The sequence below is a fragment of the Sphingorhabdus sp. genome (assembly GCF_040079335.1).
Taxonomy (GTDB): Bacteria; Pseudomonadota; Alphaproteobacteria; order Sphingomonadales; family Sphingomonadaceae; genus Sphingorhabdus_B.
The window spans coordinates 16,310-33,286 of record NZ_JBEBKL010000033.1 but is presented as its reverse complement, the minus strand read 5'-3'; the positions used below and the strand labels follow the sequence as shown (position 1 = coordinate 33,286).

Sequence of the window (16,977 nt, the reverse complement as noted above, 5' to 3'; positions counted from 1 at the left end):
GCATAACCCTGCCCCAGCGTCCAAAGCCCGCCGTCCCAGCCATAGCTTTGCAGCGTCGTCACATCCTTGGCCAGATCCATCCCCTCCAGCCCCGGCCATTCACGGACTTGGTCGAGGAAATGGTCAAATGCAAACGGCGCTTGCGGATCAAAATGCGCAATCACAGCATTTGGCGCCCCGCGAACCCGGATCAACCGCGTCAGCGCGCGGGTGTCTATACCCGACAAACCGATCCGGCCATTTGCCTTCATCCAGGCGTCAAAATGCTGGGTGGCGCGGAAATTGGACGGATCGGTCACATCCTGCCGGACGATAGCTCCAATCGCATGCGCGTTGGTCGCCTCCATATCCTCAAGATTTGCACCGACATTGCCGATATGCGGAAAGGTGAAATTGACGATCTGCTTGGCGTAGCTGGGATCAGTCATCACTTCCTGATAGCCGGTCATCGCGGTGTTGAAGCAAACCTCGCCGACACCTGCACCCTGTGCGCCAAACCCTTTGCCCCATAACATTTCGCCCGACGCCAATATCAATACGCCTGTCGCTCCAGAGGGCGCGCGCGTAGTGATAGGGTCAGCCATTTTGGCGGTCCTTTTGCAAAGAGTTTCTGGCGATGTCGCTAAGGCACCGCGCCTAGAGACGGGGGCTACGAAGGTCAATCAAATAAGGAATAAAATCTGTGGAATATGCCGAGTCGCATTCTTCCACACAATTTCCGCACCCTTCCGGCGCGGAATGCCTTGTGCCCTCGTCACGGGTGGAAAGGCTGTAAGGTAACAAAGGTCCACTACTACCCTACCCCCCATCTGTAACCTTATGTCACCTTAGCATCCGCACTTGGCCATATTTTCCCGAGGGCGACTTTCGCCATATATCAACAGGTTCAAAGAGCGTGCAGAGCATTCCAAATCCGATCCTACATTGCAAGATTGTTTGGCGGACCGGTCGGCTCTATGGCCCGGAGCAGATATATTTCAGAGCGAGAATTCCATGATTCGAGATACCATTAAAGCCGCACAGATCACCGCCATGAAGGCCGGTGAAAAAAACCGTCTGGCCGCCGTCCGCCTCATCCTCGCCAAAATCAAGGACCGCGATATCGAATTGCGCACCGCGTCGCAGCAACCCGATGATGATGCGCTGGTTGTCGAAGTGCTGCAGAAAATGGTCAAGCAACGCCGCGAATCGATTGCGCTCTATGAACAGGGTGGCCGCGCCGAACTTGCAGCCGTCGAAGCCGCCGAACTTGCGGTGATCGAAGAATTCCTGCCCGCTCAAATGAGCGAGGACGAAACCAAAGCCGCAATCGAAGCCATCAAGGCCGAATTGGGCGCGGAAACGGTCAAGGATATGGGCCGCGTGATGGCCACCCTGAAAGACCGCCACGCCGCGAGCCTCGACATGAGCAAGGCAAGCGCGCTGGTGAAGGCGGCATTGACCTGAAGTGTCGCTAACCCCGCAATGGCTGGATGAACTGCGCGCGCGGACAACGCTTTCCGCGTTGATCGGGCGTAGCATCAAGGTGACCAAGGCGGGGCGCGAATATAAGGCCTGTTGCCCTTTCCATAACGAAAAAACGCCCAGTTTCACGATCAACGATGAAAAGGGCTTCTACCACTGCTTTGGCTGTTCGGCGCATGGCGATGCCATCCGCTGGATGACCGACCAGCGCGGGCTGAGCTTCATGGATGCGGTGAAGGAACTGGCTGAAGCCGCAGGCATGCAGGTTCCTGCAGCTGACCCCAAAGCGGCCGCCAAGGCCGAGCGCGCGAACACACTATATGACGTCATGACGGCAGCGCAGGATTGGTTTGTCGCGCAATTCCAGGGGTTGGAGGGTGCCGAAGCGCGTGCCTATTGCGAACGGCGCGGGTTGAAGCCGGAGACAATCAAGGCATTCGGCTTCGGTTTTGCGCCTGACAGCCGGGGCAAGTTGAAAGAGGCGCTCAAACATTTTGGCGATGACAAGCTCGTCGAGGCAGGCCTGCTGATTTCGGTAGAGGACAAAGAGCCCTATGATCGCTTTCGCGGGCGCCTGATGATCCCGATCCGCGATCCGCGCGGCAGGGTCATCGCCTTTGGCGGGCGGATATTGGGTGCAGGCGAGCCCAAATATCTCAACTCTCCTGACACGCCTTTGTTCGACAAAGGCCGCACGCTCTATAATCTCGACAAGGCGTCCGCTGCCTCTCGCGCCTCTGGCCGCGTGATCGTGGTTGAAGGCTATATGGACGCCATCGCGCTCGCCCAGGCGGGTTTTGGCGAGGCCGTAGCGCCACTCGGCACCGCGCTGACCGAGCAGCAAATAACGATGCTGTGGCGCATGGTGCCAAAGCCCCTGCTCTGCTTCGATGGCGATGCCGCTGGGCAGAAAGCCGCCTTCCGCGCGGCACAACGTGCATTGGGTGGCCTAAAACCCGGCCACAGCCTCGAATTTGTTACTCTTCCTGATGGGCAGGACCCGGACGATCTGGTGCGCAGCGCCGGACCACGCGCTTTTGCCGATTTGCTTGATGCTTCGGAACCGTTGGTCGAGCGTCTTTGGAAAACCGAACTCGCTACCGAGCCGGTAGATACGCCTGAGGACCGCGCCGGTTTCAAACAGCGCCTAGGCGTGCATGTGGCCAATATCGCTGATGCCGAGATTCGGCGGCATTATGCCGATGCTTTTCGCGAACGTTTTGACATCTTGTTTGCCCGTCGCGAACAGCCCTATCGCCAAACCCAGCAAAAGCGCGGCCCTTGGAAGCCGAACACCCCTCCCCCTGCTTCAAACGAAGCCAAGGCGATCCGCAACCAAGGAACGGACATATTGATGCGCGGAGTGCTGGCCGCACTCCTCAGTGAGCCGTCACAGCTCATCCGGCACCAAGAGGCATTGGCCGACCTCGCTCCTCGCGACCCCAACCATGCTAGACTGCTTTCAGCCATGCTCGATTCGGCTCTGTCTTATGCTGGCAAAGAAACACTTGATAGTGCGGCCTTGCTTACCATATTAGGGGACGATCTGTATAATATGGCGCAAGCCTTGTTGCAGGGTGATGGTGCAGCCTTCGGGTTTAATCGTCAAACCGGCAGCGAGGAACTGGCTGGGGCGCAGGCCTTCAGGCAGCTGGACGAAGCAATCCGGCTGATGAAGCAGCGGCCCGAGTTGGAAGCAGCACTGCAAAGGGCAACCGAATTGGCGAGCACCGATCTCACTGAAGCCAATTTCGCCGAGCAACAGCGGCTGCGACAGGAAAAGCAGGAATTCGACATGCGTCTGGCTGCGCTGTTGCAGCGCGAAGACCTTTTGTAATATAACGGGGAAACAGAATCTTGGCTACGCAACCCGAAATGGAAGATGGCACAGGCGGCGATGCGCCGCTGATCGATCTCAACGACGCGCAGGTGAAAAAGCTGCTCGCGAAAGCGAAACGCCGTGGATATCTGACCTATGACGAGCTGAATGAAGCTCTGCCACAGGATCAGATGTCTTCCGAACAGATTGAAGACGTTATGTCAGCCATCAACGACATGGGCGTGCAGATTGTCGAGAGCGACGAAGCCGGCGAAGATGGCGAGGATCGCGAGGAAGACGATACCGAAACCGTCGATCATATTTCGGAAAATGACCCGCGTTCGCTGACCTCCACCGTCAAGAAGACCGGCACCGGCGATCGCACCGACGATCCGGTGCGCATGTATCTGCGCGAAATGGGCGCGGTCGAGCTGCTCAGCCGTGAAGGCGAAATCGCTATTGCGAAGCGCATTGAAGCTGGCCGCGACACGATGATTCTCGGGCTCTGCGAAAGCCCGATCACCTTCCACGCGATTATCGAATGGTCGAACGCGCTCAACAATGGCGAAATGCAGCTGCGTGAAATCCTCGATCTCGATGCGATGCTTTCGAAAGAACCGGCGCCCGAAAACCTGACTGAAGACGGTGAGGATGAAGGCGACGGCGAAATCAGCGAAGCTACCGCTGGCCCTTCCTACAAGGAAGAGGAAGATATTGAGGAAGAACAGACCGCAGACGAAGACGAAGACGATATGACCGAACGCCGCGCGCGTCCGGTCGAAGAGGAAGAGGAAGACAACACCCTCAGCCTCGCGCAGATGGAAGAGGCTTTGAAGCCCGCTGCGCTCGAACGCTTTGCGACGATCACCAGCCTGTTCAAGCAGTTTTCGAAAATCCAGAACGACCGCATGGTCGCGATGGCCTCCAGCGGGGAGTTTCCCAAGGCTGCGGAAAACAAATATCAGAAACTGCGCGAAGACCTGACAGCCGAAGTCGAAAGTGTGCAGTTCCACGCCAACAAGATCGAATATCTGGTTGACCAGCTTTATTCGTTCAACCGCCGTTTGACCGCGCTTGGCGGCCAGATGCTGCGCCTCGCCGAGCGTCACAAAGTGCCTCGCAAGGATTTCCTTGACCGCTATATGGGCCATGAACTTGATGAGGGCTGGATAGAAAGCGTTTCGGCACTCGACAAGAAATGGGCAAAATTCGCGGAAAGCGAAGTTGACGCCGTCGAGCGCATCCGGGGCGAAATCTCGGATATCGCGGCCAATACCGGCATGAGCCTCAACGAATTCCGCCGCATCGTGAATATGGTGCAAAAGGGCGAACGCGAAGCGCGCATCGCGAAGAAGGAAATGGTCGAAGCCAACCTTCGCCTCGTGATCTCGATCGCCAAAAAATATACCAATCGCGGCCTGCAATTCCTTGATCTCATTCAGGAAGGTAATATCGGCCTGATGAAGGCGGTCGATAAATTCGAATATCGCCGCGGTTACAAGTTCAGCACCTATGCGACTTGGTGGATCCGGCAGGCAATCACCCGTTCGATCGCCGATCAGGCGCGCACCATCCGTATTCCGGTGCATATGATCGAAACGATCAACAAGCTGGTGCGTTGCAGCCGTCAGTTCCTGCACGAGCAGGGCCGCGAGCCGACCCCCGAGGAAATGGCCGAGCGTCTTTCGATGCCGCTCGAAAAAGTCCGCAAGGTGATGAAAATCGCCAAGGAACCGATCAGCCTCGAAACGCCGATTGGCGACGAAGAAGATTCGCATCTTGGCGATTTCATCGAAGACAAAAATGCGATCATTCCTGTCGATGCGGCTATTCAGGCGAACCTCAAGGAAACGGTCACCCGCGTTTTAGCCAGCCTGACGCCGCGTGAAGAACGTGTGCTGCGCATGCGCTTCGGCATCGGGATGAACACTGACCACACTTTGGAAGAGGTCGGTCAGCAGTTCAGCGTTACGCGTGAACGTATCCGTCAGATTGAAGCCAAGGCATTGCGGAAGCTCAAGCATCCGTCGCGCTCGCGTAAAATGCGTTCGTTCCTCGATCAGTAAACGCTTCAGCAGGCCGTAAACTTCCCGTTTAGATTTTGCTGATATTTCCGACTTGTAGTGCTGCCTTTACCAGTCAGCGCAAGCCGGAGTGCGGAATGGGACTGACAGCCAGTAATCAACTGGATTTCGGGCGGCAATTTGTCGACAGCGTAGCTGCGCAAGGCTGCGACCCCATCGTCGCGTCCCTGATCGCCTTTCTCGAAAAGAGCGACAACGGCTCTCAACTACGCACGCAGGTCAAATTGTGCCGACCGGCGCTCAAGGCCGATATCGCGCATTTCATGAACGTGTGTTTCGGTCGTCATCCGGGTGTAATCGACTTTGCAGGACAAAAAATTGTCGAGCAGGATGCCCGCGAATGGCTCGTTCAAGCAATCGATGCTTTCGCGCTCGAACGTGTGTTCCTCAATCGCCTGACGGTCGAAGCTGGCCCGATTCATCGGCAAGTCGGCCAGGATCGTGTAAACAGCCTCATTGAAAATCAGGGGCGCAGCATGGAAATGCTGGCGACTTCGGACCGCAACGGTTGCCCAGCGGGTGCTGCAATGGCATTTGCTCTTGACTGGCAGCGCAGCCGCCCGCTGCTCGATTATGTCGCGCTGCGACTGGGTATCGAAGCCCCTGCCTGCCTTCTTCCAGACCGCGAAGCAACCGCAGACCTTGCGCGAAAACTGGCTGGCAGTGCTGCCATTCAACGCGCGATGACTTTTGGTCGGGACCAGATGCTGGCGCAGCAACGCGGCCTTTGGCAAGTGATTGCTGCCCGCCACCACGCACTTCTCAGCGAATAAAAACCCCACGCCTCACAAAGCCTGTTGCATTGCGGCTTTTCGCTGCTTATCGGTTAATCGTGTGATTAAATCGGGGAAGATAGATGCGCTTTGACGGCACCAAAAATTATGTCGCGACCGACGATCTGAAAGTTGCCGTGAATGCGGCGGTAAAGCTGCGTCGTCCGCTTCTCGTCAAAGGCGAACCGGGAACGGGTAAAACCGTGCTGGCGCAGGAAATCGCCAAAGCCATGGATGCTCCGTTGATCGAGTGGAACATTAAATCCACCACCAAGGCACATCAAGGCCTCTATGAATATGACGCCGTCGCTCGCTTACGTGACAGTCAATTGGGTGACGAGCGCGTTCACGATATCCGCAATTACATCAAGCGCGGCAAATTGTGGGAAGCCTTCACCTCGGAAAAGCTACCCGTCTTGCTGATTGACGAGATCGACAAAGCCGACATCGAGTTTCCGAACGATCTGTTGCAGGAACTCGATCGGATGGAATTCTATGTCTATGAGACGCACGAGACCATCCGGGCCATCGAGCGCCCAATCGTGGTCATTACGTCCAACAACGAGAAGGAACTGCCCGATGCGTTCCTGCGCCGCTGCTTCTTCCATTATATCAAATTTCCCGATCGTGAGACGATGCAAGCGATCATCGACGTCCACTTCCCGGGTATCCAGAAGATGCTGGTCTCGAAAGCGATGGATATCTTCTACGACATCCGTGAGGTGCCAGGTCTCAAGAAAAAGCCGTCCACCAGCGAACTGCTCGATTGGCTGAAACTGCTTCTGCATGAAGACATGCCGCTCGACGTCCTGCAGAACCGCGATCCAACCAAGGCAATTCCGCCGCTCCACGGCGCGTTGCTCAAGAACGAACAGGATGTAATGCTGTTCGAACGGTTGGCATTCATGGCGCGCCGTCAGGGCAATTGATCCTAGAGGATATAGGCAACCTCAAGGTCACCCCAACGGCGGCCCTTAATTCGCAGCGGGACATAGACGTTGCGGACGACAGCTGAATCGCGATTTCCGCCCTGCGACGTCGCGCCGGTGTGGCGATAGACGGCCATCATATAGTCCTGCTCGCTGGCTTTTGCGATCAGATCGATGCCTTCCTCGTTGAATACACGACCGTTGCGGCAATAACGCGTGTCATGCGCCAGATCACCGGTCGGGGCCCTCGAAAACTCGCTCAAATGGGTTGGCAGGAAACCATCACGACTGGTGCAGACTACGGTCAAGATTTCAGGGCGCAGCGCCTTCGTGCGGTCATAAAAGGGGCGCCAGTTTTTATCTGCCCAAGCTGTCAGCTTTGAGGCGAAGCGCGGCGGATTGCTGCCGGGAATGAGAACCAGATTTTCATCAAACAACGCATCGAGCGTCAATTCACCCGCCTCGATCGCGGCTTCGGTCAGTTGGACAACTTCGCGGTTTTTCTCGAGCGCGAGTTCGACAAAAGCACTGTCGTCTTTTGACATGCCACTATGCACAATCTTGTCAAACATCGTATTTGCGCGGAGTTCGAGCTCGGAAAGCTCCTTATGGGCCACCTGTAGCCGATCGTGCATCTGATCATTTGCTTGGGCGACAGCGACGCGCACCTTGCGCGATTCGGCCAATCCCAGATTTATAGCGGCTGTGTTGACGGCAATCTCGCTGGTTCGATCGTCAACCTGACCGACTATTTGCGTCAATCCGCCCAGCAAGTCTTCCATATTGGCAAACTGGGCCTGTGCCTCTCCGCTGCCTTCGATACCGGTACCGATTTCAACAGCCAACTTTTCGGCTTCAGCCGCCAATGAATTAACGGTGCCGGTAATTTCGACCGCAGCTGTCCGCGAATCGAGCGCCAGCTTTTTCACTTCGGCAGCGACGACGGCAAAAGTCTGCCCTGCCTCACCCGCTTTTTGCGCCTCAATCGCTGCGTTCAACGCAAGCATATTGGTCGTGCGGGCGATGCTGTCGATTGCCTGCGACGCCCGCTTCACCTGCTCCATTGCAGCCGCGAAGCCTGCGATATGATTACCCAAGCGATTGATCAGATCGATCATGTCTGAGAATCCGGCCATCGAATTCTCGATGGTTGCATGACTAGCCTCGAGTTTTTCGCGGGCAACATCGGAAAGCTCCTTGGCCTCCTCCGTTGCGTGCGCCACATTCTCGATTTCGTCGGTAAGCTTATCTGTAATCGCTTCGAGCAAACCATGCTCGCGACGCAAATCGTCGGCCGCTTTCGTCGCCTGTTCAACCGTTCCTGCGGTATCCGAACAATCCACGGCAACTTCACCGCATATCTTTGCGGTATCATCTATCCATCTATTTGTCTGCAAAGCCAGGTTTTCCATATTATTGCGAGCCCTTGTCCAGCTTGCAAACATGGTAAACGGGATTGCTTAGCGACTGGTTAAAATGTCCTCTTCCAATTCGGTTGACGAAAGCTTTCCGTCAGGCCATGAATTTCTTAATCAGCTGATTAATCGGAAGCACATAAATGTTCTTCAATTTCCTAGACGAGCTCCGTTCCGCCGGCATCCCGGCATCCTTGAAGGAACATCTAGCGTTGCTTGAAGCGCTAGACGCGGATGTCATCGAACAGAGTCCCGAGGAATTCTACTATCTGTCGCGGGCGATTTTGGTGAAGGATGAAGCCCAGCTCGACCGTTTCGACCAGGTGTTCAACAAGGTCTTCAAGGGCATTCTATCGGAATATGGTACCAACACTGCGGAAATCCCCGAAGACTGGCTGAAGGCCATCGCCGAGAAATTTCTGTCGCCCGAGGAGATGGAAAAAATCAAGTCGCTGGGCAGCTGGGACGAGATCATGGAGACGCTGAAAAAGCGCCTCGAAGAACAGCAAAAGCGCCATGAAGGCGGCAATAAGTGGATTGGCACGGGTGGAACGTCGCCTTTCGGCAACAATGGTTACAACCCCGAAGGCGTTCGCATTGGTGGTGAATCGAAACACAAGCGTGCGTTGAAAGTATGGGAAAAACGCGAGTTCCAGAATCTCGATAACACCAAGGAACTGGGCACGCGCAATATCAAGATCGCGATGCGTCGCCTGAGAAAATTCGCCCGTGAAGGCGCGCAGGATGAGCTGGATATAGACAGCACGATCAATGGCACTGCGCGGCAAGGTTGGCTCGATATTCATATGCGCGCCGAGAGGCGAAATGCGATCAAGGTATTGCTGTTCCTCGACGTTGGCGGATCAATGGATCCGTTTATCAAACTGTGCGAGGAACTGTTCAGTGCCGCGACGGCAGAGTTCAAAAATCTTGAATTCTTCTATTTCCACAACTGCGTTTACGAAGGCGTTTGGAAAGACAACCGCCGCCGTTTCGCCGAGCGCACGCCATTGTGGGAAGTGCTGCACAAATTCCCGCACGACTATAAGCTGATCTTCGTCGGCGATGCGGCGATGAGCCCTTACGAAATCTCGCATCCGGGCGGGTCGGTTGAGCATTTCAATGAAGAGGCAGGCGCCGTCTGGCTGCAGCGTATGGTCAATACTTATCCGGCAACGATCTGGCTGAACCCGACGCCTGAGGCGCATTGGAACTATTCGCAGTCGACAAAGATCATCAAGGAGCTGGTAAAAGACCGCATGTATCCGTTGACCCTTGAAGGGCTGGATGATGCTATGCGCGAACTGGTGCGCAAAAACGGCTGAGCCGTGCTCAACCCTTTTGATCGAGCTCCTCGTTCATCCGCAGCCCGGCCCGCCAGAAGAAAAAGGCCGGAACAAGGCCTAGAAACGCCGCGCCATAGAGCACCCAGCGAACGCTCTCGTCGCCAGCCATAGGTCGGAATAGATCGGACAGCATGCCGAAGAACAATGGCCCCAATCCCAAGCCGATAAGGTTTTGACAGAATAGCAACGACGCGCTGGCCATAGCTCGAGCACGTAACGGGACTAGACCCTGAGCACTAGAATATGTCGGGCCATAATAAAGCGAATTGAGCAAAGTCGGAAACATCAATAAAGCCAGCGACAATCGCCAATCGGCCACGTGATAGCTAGCTAAAGCGAACGGAATAGCCAGAGCCATACCGATAGCCGGGGCTGTGAAAACATGTCGACGATCGACTGCTCCGTATCTAGCCGCAAGCCATCCACCAAGCCATGTCCCGACTATTCCCGCGATGCCGCCCCAAATCCCGAACCAGAAACCGGTTTCGCCGGCACTTAAACCATGCGTCCTCTGGAAGAAAATCGTGGTCCATGTTCCTTTGCCATAGCTAAGAAAAGACGCCGCTGAACCAGCCACCAGCAAAAGCATGAATCCCTTCGATTTCAAGATTTCAGCAAAAGCCTGTTTGCTGTCCATTTGAGGCATTTTTTGGCGAGAAGCCGATGCTATGACCTCCACTTTACGTGGATCGCGTAACAACCAGACAACGAAAAAAGCCAAAATGATCCCTGGCAACCCGACCGCAATAAAAGCGGAACGCCAACCATAGGCGTCGGCCAGTTGACCGCCTATAAGCATGCCAAGCAAAGAACCGATCGGGATGCCCAGCGCATAAAAAGCCATCGCTGCAGGACGCTTCGCGGGCTCCGTCATGTCGGCAATCAGGGAGTGGGCCGCTGGAGTGCATCCAGCCTCACCAATTCCGACACCTATTCTTGCAAGCAAAAGCTGGATGAAATTCTGTGCCATCCCGCACATGGCTGTCATGCCGGACCAGATAACGAGTGCGCCCGCGATCAGGCCAATACGATCAGTTTTGGGATTGTCGGCCAAGCGGGCAATCGGGATGCCCAAAAGTGTATAAAAGGCGGCAAAGGCAACCCCGGCCATCAATCCGATTTGAGTATCGCTTAAACCCAAATCCTTTTTGATCGGTTCGGCGAGTATATTGACAATCTGGCGGTCTAGGAAATTGAAGATATAGACAATGAGCAAAACCCAAAGCGTCAAACGCAGCGAATTGGGCGATTTTGGCAATTCGGCCTTTGCCGGCTCTGTCGTCAACGGGGCTCTCCTCAATATAGGAGATAGCGCTGCCTCTCCTCTCCCCAACTGTCTTCGTCTGCCTTGGCAACAAGGTCAAGGTCGGACGGCATCGCCGCCGCATCATCAACCCATTCCCGCAACAATGGCCCGCCATTGATCACGTCGATGGCGAGCACATCATTGGTATATTCATATTTGAAATCAGTGCCGCGCCACAAAGGATAATCGGGATAGAGGCGGCGAATGGCCTTGAAGGCGAGCGCCTGCAGTCGCCAAGGCTGGAAATCCTGATGGCTGTAAAAGCCGCCTTCGGCATGAATATGCACGCCGTGGCACATCTTGCCGACATGCTTGTGGAAGGTCGGTTCAAACCAGATTTCGCGCATCTTGCATCCGCGCAGCCATTTGGGCGCAAGGCGCTCCATTTCAGCCATTACCAAGCGCGCATCAATGTCGGGAGCGCCGAAAAGCTCGAGCGGGCGCGTCGTCCCCCTGCCCTCGCTGAGCGTTGCGCCTTCGAGCATCACTGTGCCTGCATAGGCGCGCGCCATATTGAGATTTGCGGCGTTGGGACTGGGATTGATCCAGACGCGTTCGTCCGACGGCCAACCAAAACCGGGGGCTTCGTCCGGGCGATAACCTTGCATCTCTACAACGCGATAATCGACGTCGAGCTTGAAATGATCGATGAACCAGTAACCGAGCTCGCCTAGCGTCAGACCGTGGCGCATCGGGATAGGTCCGGCTCCGACGAAGCTCTCCCACCCTTCCTGCAGCGTCAGGCCTTCGATCGGTCGTCCGGCGGGATTGGGGCGATCAAGCACCCAGACAGTCTTTTTGTGCTTCGCCGCCTCTTCGAGGATGTAGAGCAAGGTAGTGATGAAAGTGTAGATCCGGCAGCCGAGGTCTTGAAGATCGACCAGCACAACATCGAAGGTCGACATCATCTGCCCGCTCGGGCGGCGTACCTCGCCATAGAGGCTGAACACCGGGATGTTGTAAACGGGGTCGGTGAAGTCCGCAGACTCGACCATATTGTCCTGCTTGTCGCCCTTCAGCCCGTGCTGCGGACCGAAAGCTGCAGAGATGTTGAGATCACCCATAGCGATCAGCGCATCCAGCGAATGGTGCAACCCTGCCGTTACCGAGGCGGGGTGAGCAACAAGGGCTACCCTTTTGCCCGCCAGTTCGCGGCGCAGTTCGGGTTCGGAAAGCAGGCGGTCGATACCGAATTTGATCATGCTTTGGCTCGTGCCGGAAGACGCAGCGTAAAGCAATCGGGATGGTGAAAATCGGGTGCGCCAGCGGGATGCGCTAAAGACCAATAGGATTTGGTGCCGTCCAGCGCCTCGATCACTGCAGTGACGGCCATCTGCAATTCCTTGTCGTATAATTCAGACGGAAGGTCAAAAATGGCTTCGAGCGCGAAGTGGCTCTCGCTGGCATCATTGCCCAGTTCGGGAACCGAAGACATCGGCAACTCGGCCATTCCCTCTCGATAGCCTGTGAAGCTGTAAGCTGCCCATGCACTGGAGGGAGCGAAGTTGAACTCCTGATAGCTGTCGCTGCCCGCTGCCTGAACAAACGCTTCGAAGCAGGTCGTCCTCCACAGCTCGTCGCGACGTTCAGGTTCGCCCGGCAAACCCAGCTCCAGATCATCGACCGGTGCTTCGACATGGTACCGAATCCAGATGCGTCCCGTTCCCTGTCGTTCAATTTCGACGGTAAAGCCCTGGACGATTTTCGCCGGTGTGTCCGGGTGACAATTCATAGAATGCTTGGCCAAGCGCGAAACTCCATGCTAGGCGGCCCCAAAATCCATCCAGAGACCGACATGAGCCAGTATAAATCCGATCTCCTGCGCCTACTCGATAGTCGTGGTTATATCCACCAACTAACCGACGCTGACGGGCTGGACGCGCTTGCCGCGAAGCAGATCGTGCCGGCCTATATTGGTTTCGATGCAACCGCGCCTTCACTTCATGTCGGATCGCTCGTGCAAATCATGATGCTGCGTCGCCTGCAACAGACCGGACATAAGCCTGTAGTATTGATGGGTGGTGGCACAACACGGATCGGCGACCCCACCGGTCGTGACGAAAGTCGCAAGATGCTGAGCGATGAGGCTATTGAAGCCAATATCGCGTCGATCAAAACGATCTTCGATCGCTTCCTGAAGTTTGGCGATGGCCCGACCGATGCAGTCATGGTCAACAACCATGATTGGCTGGGTAAGCTCGGCTATATTGAAATGCTTCAAAAAGTCGGCACGCATTTCACCATCAACCGGATGCTGTCATTCGATTCGGTGAAGCTGCGGCTCGATCGCGAACAGCCGATGACCTTCCTCGAGTTCAATTACATGATCTTGCAGGGCTATGACTTCCGCCATCTGGCGCAGGAAATGGGCGTGCGTCTGCAAATGGGCGGATCGGACCAATGGGGCAATATCGTCAACGGCATCGAACTGTCGCGCCGCATGGATGCGATGGAGGTTTACGGCCTAACGACACCGCTGCTGGCGACGGCAGACGGTGCCAAGATGGGTAAGACGGCCAAAGGCGCTGTCTGGCTGAATCAAGACCAGTTGCCCGCCTATGACTATTGGCAATTCTGGCGCAATACGCAGGATGCCGATGTCGGTCGCTTCCTGCGGCTATTCACCGATATCGATCTCGCCGAAATCGAGCGATTGGAGTCTCTTCAGGGGTCGGAAATTAACGAGGCCAAGAAAGCTCTTGCCGATGCGGCGACGACTATGGCGCATGGATCGGAAGCCGCCGCTGCGGCAGCCGAAACGGCTCGCAAAACCTTCGAAGAGGGTTCCGGCGGGGACGCGTTACCCACAATTATGGTTACCGAATCGGAAATTTCGCTGGTTGATGCCATGGTTGCGCTTGGTCTGACGGCTTCGAAGAAAGAGGCCCGCCGACTTATTTCAGGCGGCGGCGCAAGGATCGATGGTGAGGCCGTCGCTGATGAAAATGCAACGATTTCAAAGGCTGGAGAAATGATTCGTATTTCAGCCGGAAAAAAGAAACATGGTTTGATCGAATTCGCATAACACGGTAAAATTTCGTGCGACGAGATTTTACCATTTTTTCGTAAAAGCCTGTCACACCAGTCCTGCGACCCTCGTCGAAACAGGACAAAAGACATGGCACAACCGGCTATTGATGAAAATTATGACATGCGTCGGGCAGCCCGGCATCGGGCGAGCTATGATGTGCTGGCTGACAGCAAGAAACATGGCGAGCAGAAGCTGCATATATCCAATATATCAGCGCACGGATTCATGATCGACAACAACACGGTTTTTGAACATGGCGATCGCATCGAAATGCGTTTGCCGGTTGTCGGTCGCATTGAAGCGCATCTTATCTGGTCGGTCGATGGTCGCGCAGGATTTCAGTTCGAACGTGTCGTGCGGCTGCCTGATTTCATGGCGCTGGTTGACGTTGTCGGGCCGAAGGTCCGCTAACCACCGCGCAGCGTAGCTAGGCCGGCATCGCGTTCAAACAGATATAATGCAATACGGGCCGCCGCACCACGCGGCCCGTCCAATCCGCCATCACGATCGATCAGCAAGCGGGCATCGGCTGAAGCAGCACCGATCAACTCGCGGACCTGCTCGTCGGTAGCCACCCGGAACGGGCTGTCCCCTGATTGCCGGGTTCCCAGCAACTCTCCAGCTCCGCGCAGCTTCAAATCTTCTTCGGCTATACGAAACCCGTCATTGGTTTCGCGCATCAAGGCAAGTCGTGCACGGGCCGTTTCGCTGACCTGCGCCGAACGGACGAGGATGCAGGACGATTTCTCGCTGCCGCGACCCACTCGTCCGCGCAATTGGTGCAATTGCGCTAGGCCAAAACGGTCCGCCGCTTCGACAATCATCAAGCTGGCATTGGGCACATCGACGCCAACTTCGATTACCGTAGTCGCCACCAGCAGCCGCGTTTTGCCGGCGGCAAAGCCCTCCATCACGGCGTCCTTTTCAGGTCCCTTCATCCGACCGTGCACCAGCGCGACCAGATCGCCAAAACGTAGTTTTAGCATAGCCGCGCGCTGTTCGGCGGCAGCGAGTTCGCTGCGCTCACTTTCCTCGACCAACGGACAAACCCAGAAAGCCTGCTTTCCGCTCTCCAGATGCCGAGCAACGCCGTCGATCAGTTCGGGCAGGCGCTCTTCGGAGATGACCCGCGTTTCAACCGGCGTTCGGCCCGGTGGCATTTCGTCGATCGCCGATATGTCCATTTCGCCATAGCAGGCAAGCGCCAGACTTCGCGGGATCGGGGTCGCCGTCATCACCAAAAGATGCGGAACGCCCTGCCCCTTACGCGAAAGCATCAGCCGCTGGCTTACGCCAAATCGATGCTGCTCATCTATTATGGCGAGTGCCAGCGCCTTGTAAGTAACCGCCTCCTGAAAAATCGCGTGCGTGCCGACAAGGATGTCGATCGAGCCATCGGCCAAACCCATTAGCACCGATTCGCGCACCCGCCCTTTTTCTCGACCCGTCAGGATCGCGACATTCACCGGAAGTCCTGCCAGCGACGCCTGCAGGCTCGCCAGATGCTGGCGTGCCAGAATTTCGGTCGGCGCGAGCATCGCGCCTTGCTTCCCAGCCTCCACAGCACGCAGCAAGGCATGCAACGCCACCATTGTCTTTCCCGAGCCGACATCGCCCTGCAACAGGCGCAACATCGGTCGCGTCTGCTGCAAATCACCCTCTATCTCGCTTATCACCCGCTTCTGCGCTCCAGTGAGCGCAAAAGGCAGGCGCAACTGTGAAATCAGCCTGCCATCACCGCTGATTTGGGGACCGCGCCGTCGGTCCAACGAGGCGCGGACAAGCCGCATGGCCAGCTGGTTCGCAAACAGTTCATCATAGGCAAGGCGGTCGCGTGCCGACTGGCTGTCCTTTTGGTGGACCGTGGAGATCGACTGGCTCCAGCTTTGCCATTTGCGCTCTGCGAGCAAAGATGGCTCGATCCATTCTTCGAGTGCGGACACACGCTCCAGAGCCTGAAGGACAAGGCCATGCAGGCGATTACTCGTGATGCCTTCTGACAGAGGATAGACCGGCTCTATCAGTGCAACCGGCTTTGAATCGCCAACAGGTGCAACATGGTCCGGATGCACGATCTGCAGTTCGTCACCATAGCGTTCCAGTTTTCCGGAAACGACACGGGTTTCGCCGACCGGCAACTGTTTTTTGGCCCAGGATCCGGTTCGACCAAAAAAAGTCAGGGTTAGATAATTGCCTTCACTGTCGACACCGTGAATCCGCAACGGGCTGCGTGCACTGCCTCCTGAGCGGTGGCTGGCAACGACGAGAGTGACGATGATATTTTGCCCGACATCGGCTTCGTCCACGACCTTTATGTTCTTGCGATAGGTCCAGCCCGTCGGGAAATGGTAGAGCAGATCCTTGACCCGCTTTAACCCGAGCCGGTCGAGCGGACGAGCAATACCCGGCCCCACGCCCTTCAGCGCTTCCACTTCGGTAAATGAAGGATTGAGAATATCGGGCCGCATGACTAGGGGCACTATAAAGGCCGCTGGCCATCATTCCACTATCTTCGAGACAAATCATGGACCGGGCCTCCTATCTTCGCAAACTGCATTTCCGCGCCCACCATCGTGGCACGCGAGAAGCCGATGCGATTGTCGGCGGTTTCTTCGACAATTATCACGCGCAATGGTCCGATGCAGATTTCGAATGGTTTGAAGCATTGCTCGAAGAACAGGATGTCGACATCATGGGTTGGGCGATGCGTGCCCTGCCCGTGCCTGCAAAATGGGAAGGGCCGATGCTCGATCGTCTGATGCGCCTCGATTATATTTCACTGCCGACCGGACTGACCGAGGCCGACTGAG

15 protein-coding genes are annotated in these 16,977 nt (G+C 56.0%); 9 read left to right on the top strand and 6 right to left on the bottom strand.

The window, feature by feature from the left end:
- Positions 1 to 584: carbamoyl-phosphate synthase domain-containing protein (locus tag ABL922_RS10100; RefSeq protein WP_349024088.1), on the bottom strand; the 584-nt coding region annotated here is incomplete at its 3' end.
- 409 nt (positions 585 to 993) lie between these two features.
- Here ABL922_RS10100 and ABL922_RS10095 point away from each other — a divergent pair.
- The 5 genes from ABL922_RS10095 to ABL922_RS10075 all read left to right on the top strand — a co-directional run bounded on the left by ABL922_RS10095 (position 994) and on the right by ABL922_RS10075 (position 7,069).
- A complete protein-coding gene (locus tag ABL922_RS10095; RefSeq protein WP_349024087.1) occupies positions 994 to 1,446 on the top strand; it encodes a GatB/YqeY domain-containing protein in 453 nt (150 codons plus the stop codon).
- Between the two features lies 1 nt (position 1,447).
- A complete protein-coding gene (dnaG, locus tag ABL922_RS10090; RefSeq protein ID WP_349024086.1) occupies positions 1,448 to 3,301 on the top strand; it encodes a DNA primase in 1,854 nt (617 codons plus the stop codon).
- A 38-nt stretch (positions 3,302 to 3,339) separates the two neighbouring features.
- The gene (gene rpoD, locus ABL922_RS10085) at positions 3,340 to 5,349 is read left to right on the top strand and encodes an RNA polymerase sigma factor RpoD (protein ID WP_349024090.1); all 2,010 of its coding nucleotides are present in this window, start codon (positions 3,340 to 3,342) and stop codon (positions 5,347 to 5,349) included.
- Positions 5,350 to 5,444: 95 nt separating this feature from the next.
- Positions 5,445 to 6,140, top strand: a complete 696-nt coding sequence (locus tag ABL922_RS10080; RefSeq protein WP_349024085.1) for a hypothetical protein — start codon at positions 5,445 to 5,447, stop codon at positions 6,138 to 6,140.
- Positions 6,141 to 6,223: 83 nt separating this feature from the next.
- Positions 6,224 to 7,069, top strand: a complete 846-nt coding sequence (locus ABL922_RS10075) for a MoxR family ATPase (protein ID WP_349024084.1) — start codon at positions 6,224 to 6,226, stop codon at positions 7,067 to 7,069.
- 2 nt (positions 7,070 to 7,071) lie between these two features.
- On the opposite strand, the gene ABL922_RS10070 is transcribed toward ABL922_RS10075, so the two are convergent.
- Positions 7,072 to 8,481 (bottom strand): methyl-accepting chemotaxis protein, encoded by a 1,410-nt coding sequence (locus tag ABL922_RS10070; RefSeq protein WP_349024083.1) that lies wholly within the window; start codon positions 8,479 to 8,481, stop codon positions 7,072 to 7,074.
- A gap of 146 nt (positions 8,482 to 8,627) precedes the next feature.
- On the opposite strand from ABL922_RS10070, the gene ABL922_RS10065 reads away from it, so the two are divergent.
- Positions 8,628 to 9,809: a VWA domain-containing protein gene (locus tag ABL922_RS10065; protein WP_349024082.1), complete on the top strand. Its 1,182-nt coding sequence runs from the start codon at positions 8,628 to 8,630 to the stop codon at positions 9,807 to 9,809.
- Positions 9,810 to 9,816: 7 nt separating this feature from the next.
- Here the strand turns inward: ABL922_RS10065 and ABL922_RS10060 are convergent, their stop codons facing one another.
- From ABL922_RS10060 to ABL922_RS10050, 3 genes are all read right to left on the bottom strand, one after another.
- Positions 9,817 to 11,061, bottom strand: coding sequence for an MFS transporter (locus tag ABL922_RS10060; RefSeq protein ID WP_349024081.1), 1,245 nt, complete (start codon positions 11,059 to 11,061; stop codon positions 9,817 to 9,819).
- Between the two features lie 65 nt (positions 11,062 to 11,126).
- Entirely contained in the window at positions 11,127 to 12,335 is a 1,209-nt protein-coding gene (locus tag ABL922_RS10055; protein WP_349024089.1) for a DUF1343 domain-containing protein, read from the bottom strand.
- Positions 12,335 to 12,883, bottom strand: coding sequence for a DOMON-like domain-containing protein (locus tag ABL922_RS10050; RefSeq protein WP_349024080.1), 549 nt, complete (start codon positions 12,881 to 12,883; stop codon positions 12,335 to 12,337). Before ABL922_RS10050 ends, ABL922_RS10055 begins: the two co-directional genes overlap by 1 nt.
- Positions 12,884 to 12,931: 48 nt before the next feature.
- Here ABL922_RS10050 and tyrS point away from each other — a divergent pair, with 48 nt between their 5' ends.
- A complete protein-coding gene (tyrS, locus tag ABL922_RS10045) occupies positions 12,932 to 14,161 on the top strand; it encodes a tyrosine--tRNA ligase (RefSeq protein ID WP_349024079.1) in 1,230 nt (409 codons plus the stop codon).
- Between the two features lie 93 nt (positions 14,162 to 14,254).
- Positions 14,255 to 14,578: a PilZ domain-containing protein gene (locus tag ABL922_RS10040; protein ID WP_349024078.1), complete on the top strand. Its 324-nt coding sequence runs from the start codon at positions 14,255 to 14,257 to the stop codon at positions 14,576 to 14,578.
- Here the strand turns inward: ABL922_RS10040 and recG are convergent.
- A complete protein-coding gene (gene recG, locus ABL922_RS10035; RefSeq protein ID WP_349024077.1) occupies positions 14,575 to 16,635 on the bottom strand; it encodes an ATP-dependent DNA helicase RecG in 2,061 nt (686 codons plus the stop codon). The two genes, ABL922_RS10040 and recG, sit on opposite strands and share 4 nt — an antisense overlap.
- Positions 16,636 to 16,691: 56 nt before the next feature.
- Here recG and ABL922_RS10030 point away from each other — a divergent pair, with 56 nt between their 5' ends.
- Entirely contained in the window at positions 16,692 to 16,976 is a 285-nt protein-coding gene (locus tag ABL922_RS10030) for a succinate dehydrogenase assembly factor 2 (protein ID WP_349024076.1), read from the top strand.
- Position 16,977: the final 1 nt, after the last annotated feature.

What these genes read in the sequence shown, in the direction of transcription:
- ABL922_RS10095 (WP_349024087.1), top strand. Translation starts at nt 994, where the DNA reads ATGATTCGAGATACCATTAAAGCCGCACAGATCACCGCCATGAAGGCC.
- rpoD (WP_349024090.1), top strand. Translation starts at nt 3,340, where the DNA reads ATGGAAGATGGCACAGGCGGCGATGCGCCGCTGATCGATCTCAACGAC.
- ABL922_RS10080 (WP_349024085.1), top strand. Translation starts at nt 5,445, where the DNA reads ATGGGACTGACAGCCAGTAATCAACTGGATTTCGGGCGGCAATTTGTC.
- ABL922_RS10075 (WP_349024084.1), top strand. Translation starts at nt 6,224, where the DNA reads ATGCGCTTTGACGGCACCAAAAATTATGTCGCGACCGACGATCTGAAA.
- ABL922_RS10070 (WP_349024083.1), bottom strand. Translation starts at nt 8,481, where the DNA reads ATGGAAAACCTGGCTTTGCAGACAAATAGATGGATAGATGATACCGCA.
- ABL922_RS10065 (WP_349024082.1), top strand. Translation starts at nt 8,628, where the DNA reads ATGTTCTTCAATTTCCTAGACGAGCTCCGTTCCGCCGGCATCCCGGCA.
- tyrS (WP_349024079.1), top strand. Translation starts at nt 12,932, where the DNA reads ATGAGCCAGTATAAATCCGATCTCCTGCGCCTACTCGATAGTCGTGGT.
- ABL922_RS10040 (WP_349024078.1), top strand. Translation starts at nt 14,255, where the DNA reads ATGGCACAACCGGCTATTGATGAAAATTATGACATGCGTCGGGCAGCC.
- recG (WP_349024077.1), bottom strand. Translation starts at nt 16,635, where the DNA reads ATGCGGCCCGATATTCTCAATCCTTCATTTACCGAAGTGGAAGCGCTG.
- ABL922_RS10030 (WP_349024076.1), top strand. Translation starts at nt 16,692, where the DNA reads ATGGACCGGGCCTCCTATCTTCGCAAACTGCATTTCCGCGCCCACCAT.